The following is a 13,604-nucleotide window of genomic DNA, read 5'->3' as shown; positions in this document are numbered from 1 at the left end:
GGATAGGCTGGTGCCGACCGACGCAAGGAGGACAAGGGACGATGGCAGGCAACACAGAGCCGCTTTCGCCGCGGGCCAAGCTGGCCGTGACGGCGGGCAAGGCCGCGGCGGCGGTGTCGCGGGCCGCGGGACGCGGAAGCGGATCGGTGATCGGTGGCAAGGTCGCACTCAGGCTCGACCCCGATCTGCTCGGAGCGCTGGCGCAGCATCTCGATGTCGTCCTCGTCTCCGCGACGAACGGCAAGACCACGACGACGCGACTGATCGCGGAGGCCCTGCGGGCCAGCGGTCCGGTCGTGTCCAACGCGCTCGGCGCGAACATGCCGGCGGGCATCACCTCGGCGCTGGCGGGCGGCTCGGACGCCAAGTACGGCGTCATCGAGGTCGACGAGAAGTACCTGGCGGGCGTGGCCCGGGACGTCACCCCCAAGGTGATCGCCCTGCTGAACCTCTCCCGCGACCAGCTGGACCGCGCCGCCGAGACCCGCATGCTGGCGGAGAAGTGGCGCGAGGGCCTCCAGGGCTCCAAGGCGGTCATCGTCGCGAACTGCGACGACCCGCTGATCGTGTGGTCGGCCTCCTCGTCGCAGAACGTGGTGTGGGTCGCGGCCGGTCAGGAGTGGAAGGACGACGCCTGGTCGTGCCCCTCCTGCGGTGGCGTCATGCAGCGCCCGGGCGACGACTGGTTCTGCGGCGAGTGCGGTTTCCGCCGCCCCGCCCCCAGCTGGGTGCTGTCCGGCGACCACGTCCTGGACCCGCACGGCTCGGCCTGGCCGATCCACCTCCAGCTGCCCGGCCGCGCCAACAAGGCGAACGCCGCGACCTCGGCCGCCGTGGCCGCCGTGTTCGGGGTGCCGCCGCAGGTCGCGCTGGAGCGGATGTACCAGGTGCAGGCCGTCGCCGGCCGCTACGACGTGGTGAACTTCCAGGGCCGTGAGCTGCGGCTGCTGCTCGCGAAGAACCCGGCGGGCTGGCTCGAAACGTTTTCGCTGATCGACCCGCCGCCCACCCCGGTGATCCTGTCGGTGAACGCGCGCGGCGCCGACGGCACGGACACCTCCTGGCTGTGGGACGTGGACTACCCGCGGCTGGCCGGCCACCCGATCTTCGTGATCGGCGACCGCAAGCTGGACCTGGCCGTCCGCCTGGAGGTCGCGGGCCTGGACTTCCGGGTGTGCGAGACCCTCGACGAGGCCGTGCAGCTGGCGCCGCCCGGGCAGATCGAGCTGATCGCCAACTACACCGCATTCCAGGACGTGCGCCGCCGCGTCGGCAACTAGAACCCTCAAGGACAACAGCATGAGCGACAACAGCCTGCGTCTGGTGTGGGTCTACCCGGACCTGCTGAGCACGTACGGAGACCAGGGCAACGCCCTGGTCGTGGAGCGCCGGGCGCGCCAGCGCGGCCTGGACGTCCACCGCGTGGACGTGCGCAGCGACCAGCCGATCCCCACCTCGGGCGACATCTACCTGATCGGCGGCGGCGAGGACCGGCCCCAGCGGCTGGCCGCGGAGCGCCTGCTGCGCGACGGCGGTCTGGAGCGGGCCGTCTCGAACGGCGCGATCGTCTTCTCCGTGTGCGCCGGGTACCAGATCCTCGGCAAGGCCTTCGTCAACGACGTCGGCCAGCGCCAGGAGGGCCTCGGCCTGCTGGACGTCGAGACCGTGCGCGGTGAGGGCGAGCGCTGCGTCGGCGACGTGCTCGCCGACATCGACCCGCGCCTGGGCCTGCCCCAGCTGACGGGCTTCGAGAACCACCAGGGCGTCACCCACCTCGGTCCGACGGCGCGGCCCTTCGCCCGTACCCAGCTGGGCCGCGGCAACGGCACCGGCGACGGCACCGAGGGCGCGTACAACGACACGGTGTTCGGCACGTACATGCACGGCCCGGTCATGGCCCGCAACCCGCTGATCGCGGACCTGCTGCTGAAGCTGGCCCTCGACGTGAACGCGCTGCCGCCGATCGACGACCGCTGGTACGACGCGCTGCGCGCCGAGCGCATCGCGGCGGCCACGCAGCCCGCGTAACACCCGCGTCACCTCGCGTCCGGCCCGGATTCCCCTGGGGGATCCGGGCCGACGTGCGTTCGCACGACGGATCTGACCAGCATGTGGAGGATGGTTCAGCGCGGTGCGGATCCGCTTGTAGGGTGACAGGTAGTTCCAACCGGACGACGTGGTCCGGTCGTCGGCCCACGTTGCAAAGGTTTTCCCTGCCATGCGCATTGGTGTGCTCACTTCCGGCGGCGACTGCCCCGGCCTCAATGCCGTCATCCGTTCCGTCGTCCACCGCGCCGTCGTCGACCACGGTGACGAGGTCATCGGCTTCCACGACGGCTGGCGCGGCCTCCTGGAGTGCGACTACCGCAAGCTCGACCTGGACGCCGTGGCCGGCATCCTGGCCCGCGGCGGCACGATCCTCGGCTCCTCCCGGGTCCAGCCCGCGCACCTGCGCGACGGTGTCGAGCGGGCCCGCGGGCACGTCGCCGACCTCGGCCTGGACGCGATCATCCCGATCGGCGGCGAGGGCACCCTGAAGGCGGCGAACCTGCTCGCGCAGGGCGGCCTGCCGATCGTCGGCGTCCCCAAGACCATCGACAACGACATCGCCTCCACGGACGTCACCTTCGGCTTCGACACCGCCGTCGGGGTCGCCACCGAGGCCCTGGACCGGCTGAAGACCACCGCCGAGTCCCACCAGCGCGTGATGGTCGTCGAGGTCATGGGCCGCCACACCGGCTGGATCGCCCTGCACTCGGGCATGGCCGCCGGCGCGCACGCGATCGTCGTCCCGGAGCGCCCCTTCGACATCGACGAGCTGACGGCGATCGTCGGCGAGCGCTTCTCCGCCGGCAAGCGGTTCGCGATCGTCGTGGTCGCCGAGGGCGCCAAGCCCGCCCCGGGCAGCTCGATGGCGGTCGAGGAGGGCGGTACGGACATGTACGGCCACGAGCGGTTCGCCGGCATCGGCAACCGGCTCGCCGTCGAGCTGGAGGACCGGCTCGGCAAGGAGGCCCGCCCGGTGATCCTGGGCCACGTCCAGCGCGGCGGCACGCCCACCGCGTACGACCGGGTGCTCGCCACCCGCTTCGGCTGGCACGCGGTGGAGGCGGCGCACCGGGGCGAGTTCGGGATGCTGACGGCGCTGCGCGGCACCGACATCGTGATGGTGCCGCTCGCCGAGGCCGTGCAGACCCTGAAGACGGTCCCGGCGGAGCGCTACGCCGAGGCCGAGACGGTTCTGTGATCCCCACCCCCTTCCCTCACCGCCCCCGGACGCGATAGCGCCCGGGGGCGGCATTACTGTGGTGGGGCACCACAGGTCAAGGGAGTGAACAGATGGATCACAGCGGGCACGGCATGGACATGGACATGGACTTGCCGCCGTTCACTCTCGGGAGGGGTCTGGAGTTCTCCTTCGACGCCTTCTTCCTGTTCGGCTCACTGCTGGGGCTCGCCCTGTACGTCTGGGGCGTGCTGCGGCTGCGCCGGCGCGGGGACGCCTGGCCGCTGGGCCGGACCGCCGCCTTCACCACCGGCGTGCTGACCGTGATCCTGGTGATGTGCACCAAGCTGAACGACTACGGCATGGTCATGTTCAGCGTGCACATGGTCCAGCACATGGTGATCAGCATGATCACCCCGATCCTGCTGCTGCTCGGTGCCCCGATGACTCTGGCGCTGCGCGCGCTGCCGCCGGCCGCCCGCGGCCACAAGGGGCCGCGCGAGCTGCTCCTGATGCTGCTGCACAGCCGGTACATGAAGGTGATCACGCACCCGGCCTTCACGATCCCGATGTTCATCGCGAGCCTCTACGCGCTGTACTTCACCCCGCTCTTCGACTTCCTCATGGAGAGCCGGACCGGGCACATCGCGATGATGCTGCACTTCCTCGCCGTCGGTGTGATCTTCTTCTGGCCGATCATGGGAGTGGACCCGGGCCCGCACCGCCCCGGCTACGTGATGCGGATGCTGGAGCTGTTCGCGGGCATGCCGTTCCACGCGTTCTTCGGCATCGCGCTGATGATGGCCAGCGAGCCGATGATCAAGACGTACGCGAACCCGCCGGCCTCCCTCACCATCGATCCGCTGCTCGACCAGCAGTGGGGCGGCGGAATCGCCTGGGCCTTCAGCGAGATCCCCTCGGTGCTGGTGCTGATCGCGCTGGTCTACCAGTGGTACCACTCCGAGCAGCGCACGGCGAAGCGCTCCGACCGGGCCGCGGACCGCGACGGTGACCAGGAGCTGGAGGCGTACAACGCGTATCTGGCCTCACTCCAAGCGCGTGGCCAGTAGCGCACCGGCGCCTTCGCGCGGCACCATGGGGCATGACCGGATCCGTTAAGGCGATGGCGATCATGACCTTCGCCGCCTTGGTGGCCGTCGCCACGTACTCGGTGGCCCTCGGCAGCAACGGCTGGCTGTGGTTCGGCTGGGTGGTGCTGGGGCTGATCACCGTCGGCATGGCCGCGTCCCGCAACACCTGAATACCGGCCACCCGTCGCTCGGGTATCGCCGCCCCCTCCTGACACAGGGCTGACTGTCCGTAGGATGTCCGTGACAACGAGGCATCGACGGGAGCGGCCTGGTGTTCTACCACTTGCTCAAGCACGTGTTGCTCGGTCCGCTGCTGAGGCTGCTGTTCCGGCCGCGGATCGAGGGGCTGGAGAACATCCCGGCGGAGGGTGCCGCGATCGTCGCGGGCAATCACCTGTCGTTCTCCGACCACTTCCTGATGCCCGCGATCCTGAGGCGCCGCATCACCTTCCTCGCGAAGGCCGAGTACTTCACCGGCCCCGGGGTGAAGGGGCGGCTCACCGCGGCGTTCTTCCGCAGCGCCGGGCAGATCCCGGTGGACCGCTCCGGGAAGGACGCCGGGCAGGCCGCGCTGCGGGAGGGGCTGGGCGTGCTGGCCAAGGACGAGCTGCTGGGCATCTACCCCGAGGGCACCCGCTCGCACGACGGGCGGCTCTACAAGGGCAAGGTCGGCGTGGCCGCGATGGCGCTGGGCGCCGGGGTGCCGGTGATCCCCTGCGCGATGCTCGGCACCTTCGAGATCCAGCCGCCCGGGCAGAGGATCCCGAAGATCCGGCGGGTGACGATCCGCTTCGGCGAGCCGCTGGACTTCTCGCGGTACGCCGGGTTGGAGGGCGAGCGGGCCATCCTGCGGGCCGTCACCGACGAGATCATGTACGCGATCCTCGGTCTGTCGGGCCAGGAGTACGTCGACCGGTACGCCGCCGAGGTCAAGGCCGAGGAAGAGGAAGCACGGAAGAAGGCCCGGCGCCGAACGCGCTGAGCCTCCTCCCGTGCCGTGGTGCGTCGTACCGCCCCGCCGGTCCGCGACTAGCGGACGGCCGGGAGCTCCTCACGCGGCGCGAGCTCGGCGCCCTGAGCGCGGGCGAGCGACTTCGCGGCGGCCGGGGCCGGCGCCACCGGGGTGGCGTGCGGCTGGCACTTCACGTCCTTGGCGTCGACCTTGCCGGTCAGCAGGTAGGCGTCCACCCGGGTGTTGATGCAGGGGTTCACCAGGCTGGTCACACCGTGCGAGCCGGCGTTCAGCTCGGTGATCAGGCGCGAGCCGGCGAGGCGGCGGTGCAGCTCGACCGCTCCCTCGTACGGCGTGGCCGCGTCCCGCTCGGACTGGACGATCAGCACCGGGGCGATACCGCGCTTGGCACCGACCTCGATCGGGGTGCTCTGCTTGGACTTCCAGGTCGCGCAGGGCAGGTTCATCCACGCGTTGGACCAGGTCAGGAACGGGTACTTCTCGTGCAGCTTGGTGTTGTCCCGGTCCCACTTGGCCCAGCTGGTCGGCCACTTGGCGTCGGCGCACTCGACCGCGGTGTAGACGGCGTTGCTGTTCTCCGAGGCCGCGTTGCCCGCGGTGTCGCTCATGTCCGGGGCGATGGCGTCGACCAGGGCCTGCTCGTCACCGGCGATGTACTTGCTCCAGGTCTGGGCGACGGGCACCCAGGAGGAGTCGTAGTACGGGGCGCCCTGGAAGAAGCCGATCAGCTCGGCCGGACCGACGACCCCGCCGATCGGGTTGGCCTTGGCCTTGGCGCGCAGCTCCTGGTACTTGGCCTCGACCTTGGCGCGGGTGTCGCCGATGTGGAAGACCGCGTCGTTCTTGGCGACCCAGTCCTGCCAGTCGTTCCAGCGCGTCTGGAAGGCGACGTCCTGGCCGAGGTTGGCCTCGTACCAGATGTTGTCCTGCGCCGGGTTGACCACGCTGTCGACGATCATGCGGCGCACGTGGGTCGGGAACAGGGTCGCGTAGACCCCGCCGATGTAGGTGCCGTACGAGACGCCGATGAAGTTCAGCTTCTTGTCACCGAGCGCGGCGCGGATGACGTCCAGGTCGCGCGCGGTGTTCGGCGTGGTCATGTGCGGCAGCATCTCGCCGCTGCGCTCCTTGCAGCCGTCCGCGTACTCGGCGGCGAGCTTGCGCTGGGCGCGCTTGTCGGCCTCGTTGGAGGGGACCGGGTCGGCCTTGGGGGCCTTGACGAACTCCTGCGGGTCGATGCAGGAGATCGGCGCCGAGTGGCCGACACCGCGCGGGTCGAAGCCCACGAAGTCGTACGCCTTGGCGGTGTTGACCCACAGCGGGCTCTTGGTGGTGATCCGGCGCGGGAAGCGCATGCCGGAGCCGCCGGGGCCGCCCGGGTTGTAGACGAGGGAGCCCTGGCGCTCCTCCTTGGTGCCGGTGCTGAGCGCGCGGTCGACCGCGAGGTCGATCGTCTTGCCGAACGGCTTGCGGTAGTCCAGCGGGACCTTCACCCAGCCGCACTGGATCGGCTTCTCGAAGCCCCAGTCGGCAGGACAGTCCTTCCAGTCGATCCCGGTGCGGGCGGCCCGGGCGGCCGCGATCTGAACGCCGATCGCCTCCGCCGCTCCGTTGTCGCGGCCGGCCGGGGCCGCCGAGGCGGACGGGGCCAGCATCAGGCTCGCCGCCAGCGTGCCGGTGATCAGTGTGGCGGCGCTCCCCAGCGCCGCGTTGCGTATCACGTGGTTGTTCCCCCTGCTCATGTGCCGCCGTGGGCGGCCGGGTTCGGTGGATTCGGTCGTCGGCGTGCAGGGGGATCCTTGCGCCTGACCGATACCCGACAACAGAGGAGCGCAAGGTTCTTTGCCCAACCGATAACCGGAAAGGCGTGTACCGCTGAGCGGGGTCTGATTCGTCCGGAGTTCGGACGCCCGTCACCAGCCGTACGTCCGGCGGGCCGACTCCAGCAGCTCCCGCAACCGGAGGGCGTCCGGGGCCAGCGCCGTCACCAGGACGGCGGGACCGGCCAGCGGGGTGACCGCGGCGAACTCCCCCAGCACCCCGGCGGCGGGCGGGGCCTGCTCGAACACCGGGTCGACCACCAGGAGCTGGCCGAGCGAGCGGTGCCCCGCGAGACCCGCCGGGCCGTCCCAGCCGCCGGGGGCGCCGGGTCCGCAGGCCAGCTCCTGGTCCAGCAGCGGGCGACCCGCGCGGGTGACGGTGAGCCGGCTGCGCAGCAGACCCCCCGGCTCGCCGGCGCGGCCGAGCACCTGCTCCTCGCGCAGCAGCAGCCGGGCCCCGGGGGCGAGCTCGGCCCGGGTGCGGACCCGCAGGTCGCTGCCGCGGACGGAGACCAGCGGCTCCGGCAGCCACCGCAGGGCCGCGTCCTGCCCGAGCGTCAGACGTACGTCGTACCGCGCGGGCTCACCGCCCCGGCCGGGCAGCGCCAGGGTGGCCGCCGCCGACGCGAGTGCCAGCCGGGCCCCCGGGCCGACCTCCGCCTCGACGGTGAGGTGGTCCCCGCCGAGCGGGGCACTCATCGCGCCGACCAGCATCACCCCGGCCTCGGCGCCCTCCCCCCGGGTGCGGCGCAGCGCCAGCGGGCCCTCGCCGGCCAGCAGCGGCAGGGCGGTGCCGCCGCGGCCGTCGGCGGTGGCGCGGATCCGGGCGGTGGCCCGCAGGCCCGCCGGGACGGGGATGACGGGGGGCGCGCTGGTCACCGTACGGCCCAGGCGGCGAACCGCTCGCGCACCCACGAGGCCACCGGGATCACGCCTTCCGGGCCGCGCAGCGACTGGAAGGCGACGGGCAGTTCACCGCGCTGCTCGGCGGCGTCGCGGGCCATCCGGCCCAGGTCGGAGCCGACGTGCGGGGCGAGGTCGGTCTTGTTGACGACGAGCAGGTCGGCGGTGGTGACGCCGGGGCCGCCCTTGCGCGGGATGTCGTCGCCGCCGGCCACGTCGATGACGAAGATCTGGGCGTCGACGAGGCCCCGGGAGAAGGTGGCGGTGAGGTTGTCCCCACCGGATTCGACGAGGATCAGGTCGAGCGGCGCGTGCTCCCGGAAGGCCTCCTCCAGCTCCTCGACGGCCTCCAGGTTGGCGGAGATGTCGTCGCGGATGGCGGTGTGCGGGCAGGCCCCCGTCTCGACGGCGGTGATCCGCTCGGGCGGCAGCACGGCCTCGCGGAGCAGGAACTCGGCGTCCTCGCGGGTGTAGATGTCGTTGGTGACGACGGCCATGGACAGTTCGGCGCGCAGCTCCCGGCAGAGGGCGGCGACGGTCGCGGTCTTGCCGGAGCCGACGGGTCCGCCGAGTCCGATGCGCAGGGCGCGGCGGGTGCCGTCGGCCCGCAGGGGTTCGGCGCTGTGGGTGTGGCGGTGGGGGTAGGTCACGCCGTGGTCGAGGTGCATGGGGTTCTCCTTGGGGGGTGGCTCAGGACGCGAACAGCCGTACCGGCCAGTCGGCATGGATCTCCGCCGCGATCTCCAGCAGCGGCGAGGAGGCGGCGGGCAGCTCCTCCACGCCTGCCGCCCGGGCGCGCAGGGCGGCCGCCTGCGCCTCGGCGGCGACGGCGTCGAGTTCGGGTGCGAGCCGGGCCAGCACCCCGCTCGCCTCGAAGGGGTCGAGGCCCAGCAGCCGTACGGTCGCGGTGGCGGGCCCGCTGACGCTCTCGTACGCGGCCACGTGCGCGGCGTCGAGCGGCCCGAGCCCGGCGGCCCGGGCCGTGAGGCCGAGCACCACGGGCTGGTGGGCCCCGCGCGGGAAGGCGGCGGCCAGCGCGTCGAGTTCGGCGGCGGGCCAGGTGGCCCGGGCGGCCCGCAGCAGCTGCCGGCCGAGCCGCCGCCCGGCGGCGCGCAGGGCGGGCGACGGAGTGCGGGCGTCGGCCGCGGCGTCGAGCTCCGCCGGGTCGAGCCCGAGGGCGGCGGCCGCGGCGAGCCCGGCGGCGACGAGCCCGGCGGTGTGCAGGCGGCCGCGGCAGAAGTCCGCCAGGGTGGCGGCGTCGTGGATGCGGCCCGCCTTGCAGGCGGCCTCCGCCCCGCCGGAGTGGGCGTGCCCTCCGGCGGGGAAGCGGCCGTCGGCGAGGACGAGCAGCGCGGCGAGGCTGGTCGCCATCAGAAGAGGAAGTATCTCTGTGCCATGGGCAGTTCGGCGGCGGGCGCCGGCTCCACGGCCTCGCCGTCGATGGTGACGGTGAAGGTGTCGGCGTCGACCTCGACCCTCGGCATGGCGTCGTTGTTGCGCATGTCCGCCTTGCCCACCTTGCGGGTGCTCTCGATGGCCACGAACTCCTTGCCGAGTCCGAGCCGTTCGGGCAGTGCGTCGTCGAGCGCGGCCTGTGCCGTGAAGTTGACGGAGTTCAGCCCGGGTGCCCGCCCCAGGCTGCCGAACATCGGCCGGGGCAGCACGGGCTGCGGGGTCGGGATGGAGGCGTTGGCGTCGCCCATCTGCGCGTAGGCGATCTGGCCGCCCTTGATGACCAGCTCGGGCTTGACGCCGAAGAAGGCAGGGTTCCACAGCACCAGATCGGCGAGTTTGCCGGTCTCGACGGAGCCGATCTCGCGGGCGAGTCCCTGGGCCACGGCGGGGTTGATCGTGTACTTCGCGACGTAGCGGCGGGCCCGCTGGTTGTCGGCGGGTCCGTCGCCGGGCAGGAAGCCGCGCCGCTTCTTCATCACGTGGGCGGTCTGCCAGGTGCGCAGCACGACCTCGCCGACGCGGCCCATGGCCTGGGAGTCGGAGGAGATGATGGAGATGGCGCCGAGGTCGTGCAGGACGTCCTCGGCGGCGATCGTCGAGGGCCGGATCCGGGATTCGGCGAAGGCGAGGTCCTCGGGGACGGCCGGGTTGAGGTGGTGGCAGACCATCAGCATGTCGAGGTGTTCCTCGACGGTGTTGACGGTGTGCGGCCGGGTCGGGTTGGTGGAGCTGGGCAGTATGTTGGGCTCCGAGACCACGGTGATGATGTCGGGCGCGTGCCCGCCGCCCGCTCCCTCGGTGTGGTACGAGTGGATGGTCCGGCCGGCGATGGCGGCGAGGGTGTCGGCGACGAAGCCCGCCTCGTTGAGCGTGTCGGTGTGGATGGCGACCTGGGCTCCGGTCTCCTCGCACACGCTCAGACAGGCGTCGATGACGGCCGGGGTCGCGCCCCAGTCCTCGTGGATCTTGAATCCGAGGGCACCGCCGCGCAGCTGGGAGTGCATGCCCTCGCGGGACATGGTGTTGCCCTTGCCGAGCAGCCCGATGTTGACGGGGTAGGCCTCCAGCGCGGCGAACATCCGGGCCAGGTGCCAGGGTCCGGGCGTGACCGTGGTGGCCTTGGTGCCCTCGGCGGGGCCGGTGCCGCCGCCGACGAGGGTGGTGATGCCGGAGGCGAGGGCCTCCTCGATGACGGTCGGGGAGATGAAGTGCACGTGGGCGTCGATGGCCCCGGCGGTGACGATCTTCCCGTTGCCCGCGATGATCTCGGTCTCGGGGCCGATGACCAGGGCGGGATCCACCCCGTCCATGGTGTCGGGGTTGCCGGCCTTGCCGATGCCGCAGATCCGGCCGTCGCGGATGCCGAGGTCGGCCTTGACGATGCCCCAGTGGTCGAGGACGACGACCCCGGTGATCACCGTGTCGGCGGCGCCCTCGGCGCGGGTGGTGCGGGCCTGGCCCATGGACTCGCGGATGACCTTGCCGCCGCCGAACACGGCCTCGTCGCCGGAGCGTCCGGGGCCGCCGCTGAGGTCCTGCTCGATCTCCACGAAGAGGTCGGTGTCGGCGAGCCGGATCCGGTCGCCGGCCGTCGGCCCGAAGAGGTCGGCGTACACGGGGCGGGAGAGCTCAGCCATCGAGCGGCCCCCCGGTCTCGCCGCGCAGCCCCGGGACGGTGCGCAGCCCGCCCAGCGGTACGAGTTCCACGGCCACCGGGATGCCCGGCTCGAAGCGGACGGCGGTTCCGGCGGCGATGTTGAGCCGGAGCCCGCGGGCGGCCGGGCGGTCGAAGTCGAGGCCGGGGTTGGCCTCGGCGAAGTGGTAGTGGGAGCCGACCTGGACCGGCCGGTCGGCGGCGTTGAGCACGGTGATGCGGGTGACGGGACGGCCCTCGTTGAGGCGCACCGGGCCGTCCCCGTAGCGGATTTCGCCGGGAATCACGGGTGCTCCTCCTCAGACGATCGGGTCGTGGACGGTGACGAGCTTCGTGCCGTCCGGGAAGGTCGCCTCGACCTGGACGTCGTGGATCATCTCGGGGATCCCCTCCATGACCTGCGCACGGCTGAGCACCGTACGGCCGGAGGCCATCAGCTCGGCCACGGTCCGGCCGTCGCGGGCGCCTTCGAGGATGTGGGAGGTGATGAGGGCGATCGCCTCGGGGTGGTTGAGGCGGACCCCGCGCGCTTTTCGCTTCTCGGCCACGTCTGCGGCCACGTGGATGAGCAGTCTCTCCTGCTCATGCGGTGTCAGTTGCACTCGAATCACCAAGCTTCCGGGACATGATCAACGTCGCGCCGGGCCGACCCTACGGGCCGTCAACACTTTGTTGACCTGCGCATATCCGTGCCAAGCATGTCTTGCCCAACGCAGAGAAAGGCTTTCCGTCCCGACCACCACGGCTTTGCACGCTCATGGGTGATCATTGGCGGACAGCCGTGACCCTCACGCTAAGGGCCGTGCTTTTCCGCCGAGTTAACCCACGTTTCGGGAAGGTTCCCGGTTCAACACCCGCGTCCGCCGCGGACCCGGTTCCGTATACGGACGCTCGCGGCCCCGGACGCTCGCGGCCCCGGACGCTCATGGGCGCCCGGCGCGCTTCAGCAGCCCGTGACGGCGCTCTTCACCGGGGCGCCCGCGGTCCAGGGGAGCGCGATCCACACCGTCTTGCCGCCGTCCTCCGTGGGGCAGACGGAGAGCCGCCCGCCCGCCTCGGCGGCGAGCCAGCGGATGATGACCATCCCCCGGCCGTTGTCCTGCTGCACGGCGGCCGGCAGGCGCTTGGGCCAGCGCGGGTGGCTGTCGGTGACCCCGACCCGGAGCCACTCCCCGCGCTCCAGCCGCACCTCGACGGTGAAGGTGGGCGACTGGCCGAATGTGTGCTGTACGGAATTGGTCGCGAGCTCCGAGACGATCAGCCGGACGGTGTCGGCGGTCTGGGCGTCCTCGGGCAGTCCCCATTCTTCGAGCACCTCCGCGACGTAGCGGCGGGCGACGGAGACCGAGGCGGGATCGCTCGGCAGAGTGATGGAGGCTTCCTGCTGGTCTGCCATGGCGACGTCCCTTTCCCACCGGGGCGGAGCCGCCCCGGATCTGTGCTGAGCGCCAGAGTGGCACCCATCGTCCCGCCCGTGCTGCCGTTCCTCCAAGATATGCATATATCTGTCGCTCAATGCGGTGAACTCTGCTACGGAAGAGCGTATTTGGACGGCAGACTGGTGCGAGCTGTGCCGGTGGAAGGAGAGCGGGTATGCAGCACGGTCCCGCGGTACGTCGGCGCAAGCTCGGCGAGGAGTTGCGAGCCCTGCGCGACCGGTCCGGACTCACCAGTGGTGAGGCGGCCCGGATCGTGGGGTGGCACCAGTCGAAAATCAGCCGCATCGAGACGGGGCGCAGCGGGGTCAAACCGGAGGACATCCGCTCGCTCCTCGACGCCTACGGGGACGTGGTCAGCGCCCAGCAGCGGGCCCTGCTGGAGGCCCTGTCGGCCTCGGCGGCCGGCCCCGGGCCGGGCGCCGGGACGGGGCGGGGTCGCGAGTGGTGGCACGACTACCGGGGGCTGCTGCCGCAGGAGTACCGGGACTTCATCAGCCTGGAGGCGGGCGCCCGCTCGGCCCGGACGGTGGAGCTGTCGGTGGTGCCCGGCCTGCTCCAGACCCCGGACTACGCACGGGCCGTGACCCGGGCCGCGTTGGGCGGGCTTCCGGAACCGAAGGTGGACGCGCTGGTCGACGTACGGCTGGCGCGGCAGTCGGTGCTGCGGGCGGATCCGCCGCTGAAGCTGAGCGCGGTGCTGGACGAGGCGGTGCTGCGGCGGCAGATCGGCGGCCCGGGGGTGATGGCCGAGCAGTTGCGGCACCTGAGGGAGGTGGCGGAGCTGCCCCAAGTCTGTCTTCAGGTACTGCCGTTCAGTGTGGGCGGCCATCTCGGCCTGACAGGACCGTTCGTGATTTTTTCATTTCCGGACATCGCTGATCTGGATGTGGTGGTACTCGACCATTTGACGAGTAGCCTCTATCTGGAGCGGAAGGAAGACCTCGAGGCCTACAGCGCCGCGTTCCGCGCGATCCAGGCGCACGCCCTCCCGCCCCGTGACTCGTCGGATCTCATCAGCTCACTCGCTGACGACGCGTAAGGAG

General features: G+C 71.6%; 15 protein-coding genes. 7 read left to right on the top strand and 8 right to left on the bottom strand.

Translation table 11 applies throughout. From position 1 onward, the window contains the following. The first annotated feature begins 41 nt into the window (after positions 1-41). The 6 genes from OG982_RS26035 to OG982_RS26010 all read left to right on the top strand — a co-directional run bounded on the left by OG982_RS26035 (position 42) and on the right by OG982_RS26010 (position 5,299). Positions 42-1,280, top strand: a complete 1,239-nt coding sequence (locus tag OG982_RS26035) for a MurT ligase domain-containing protein (RefSeq protein WP_266782607.1) — start codon at positions 42-44, stop codon at positions 1,278-1,280. 19 nt (positions 1,281-1,299) lie between these two features. Further along, on the top strand, positions 1,300-2,028 hold the full coding sequence (locus OG982_RS26030; protein WP_266782609.1) for a type 1 glutamine amidotransferase: 729 nt from the start codon (positions 1,300-1,302) through the stop codon (positions 2,026-2,028). Positions 2,029-2,218: 190 nt separating this feature from the next. After that, positions 2,219-3,247, top strand: coding sequence for a 6-phosphofructokinase (locus tag OG982_RS26025; protein WP_266782611.1), 1,029 nt, complete (start codon positions 2,219-2,221; stop codon positions 3,245-3,247). A gap of 92 nt (positions 3,248-3,339) precedes the next feature. Next, a complete protein-coding gene (locus OG982_RS26020; RefSeq protein WP_266782613.1) occupies positions 3,340-4,296 on the top strand; it encodes a cytochrome c oxidase assembly protein in 957 nt (318 codons plus the stop codon). Positions 4,297-4,328: 32 nt separating this feature from the next. After that, positions 4,329-4,487: a hypothetical protein gene (locus OG982_RS26015; RefSeq protein WP_266782616.1), complete on the top strand. Its 159-nt coding sequence runs from the start codon at positions 4,329-4,331 to the stop codon at positions 4,485-4,487. Positions 4,488-4,588: 101 nt separating this feature from the next. After that, positions 4,589-5,299 carry a 1-acyl-sn-glycerol-3-phosphate acyltransferase gene (locus OG982_RS26010; protein WP_266782618.1) on the top strand — a complete coding sequence of 237 codons (711 nt, stop codon included), beginning with the start codon at positions 4,589-4,591 and terminating at the stop codon, positions 5,297-5,299. 47 nt (positions 5,300-5,346) lie between these two features. On the opposite strand, the gene OG982_RS26005 is transcribed toward OG982_RS26010, so the two are convergent. From OG982_RS26005 to OG982_RS25970, 8 genes are all read right to left on the bottom strand, one after another. Beyond that, on the bottom strand, positions 5,347-6,945 hold the full coding sequence (locus tag OG982_RS26005) for an alpha/beta hydrolase (protein WP_266791695.1): 1,599 nt from the start codon (positions 6,943-6,945) through the stop codon (positions 5,347-5,349). 258 nt (positions 6,946-7,203) lie between these two features. Beyond that, the gene (locus OG982_RS26000; RefSeq protein WP_266782620.1) at positions 7,204-7,989 is read right to left on the bottom strand and encodes an urease accessory protein UreD; all 786 of its coding nucleotides are present in this window, start codon (positions 7,987-7,989) and stop codon (positions 7,204-7,206) included. Beyond that, positions 7,986-8,681, bottom strand: a complete 696-nt coding sequence (gene ureG, locus OG982_RS25995; protein WP_266782622.1) for an urease accessory protein UreG — start codon at positions 8,679-8,681, stop codon at positions 7,986-7,988. Before ureG ends, OG982_RS26000 begins: the two co-directional genes overlap by 4 nt. A gap of 22 nt (positions 8,682-8,703) precedes the next feature. After that, positions 8,704-9,384, bottom strand: a complete 681-nt coding sequence (locus tag OG982_RS25990) for an urease accessory protein UreF (protein ID WP_266782624.1) — start codon at positions 9,382-9,384, stop codon at positions 8,704-8,706. Further along, entirely contained in the window at positions 9,384-11,105 is a 1,722-nt protein-coding gene (locus tag OG982_RS25985) for an urease subunit alpha (protein ID WP_266782626.1), read from the bottom strand. Before OG982_RS25985 ends, OG982_RS25990 begins: the two co-directional genes overlap by 1 nt. Next, entirely contained in the window at positions 11,098-11,409 is a 312-nt protein-coding gene (locus OG982_RS25980) for an urease subunit beta (protein ID WP_266782628.1), read from the bottom strand. The genes OG982_RS25985 and OG982_RS25980 overlap by 8 nt, the downstream gene beginning before the upstream one ends. Before the next feature lie 12 nt (positions 11,410-11,421). Beyond that, positions 11,422-11,724: an urease subunit gamma gene (locus OG982_RS25975; protein WP_266782630.1), complete on the bottom strand. Its 303-nt coding sequence runs from the start codon at positions 11,722-11,724 to the stop codon at positions 11,422-11,424. A 341-nt stretch (positions 11,725-12,065) separates the two neighbouring features. Further along, a complete protein-coding gene (locus OG982_RS25970) occupies positions 12,066-12,518 on the bottom strand; it encodes an ATP-binding protein (protein ID WP_266782632.1) in 453 nt (150 codons plus the stop codon). A gap of 197 nt (positions 12,519-12,715) precedes the next feature. On the opposite strand from OG982_RS25970, the gene OG982_RS25965 reads away from it, so the two are divergent. Further along, complete coding sequence (locus OG982_RS25965; protein WP_266782634.1) at positions 12,716-13,600, top strand: helix-turn-helix transcriptional regulator; 885 nt, start codon at positions 12,716-12,718, stop codon at positions 13,598-13,600. Positions 13,601-13,604 lie beyond the last annotated feature (4 nt).

Source organism: Streptomyces sp. NBC_01551, from assembly GCF_026339935.1.
GTDB lineage: Bacteria > Actinomycetota > Actinomycetes > Streptomycetales > Streptomycetaceae > Streptomyces.
This window is presented reverse-complemented; position numbering and strand designations above follow the sequence as displayed.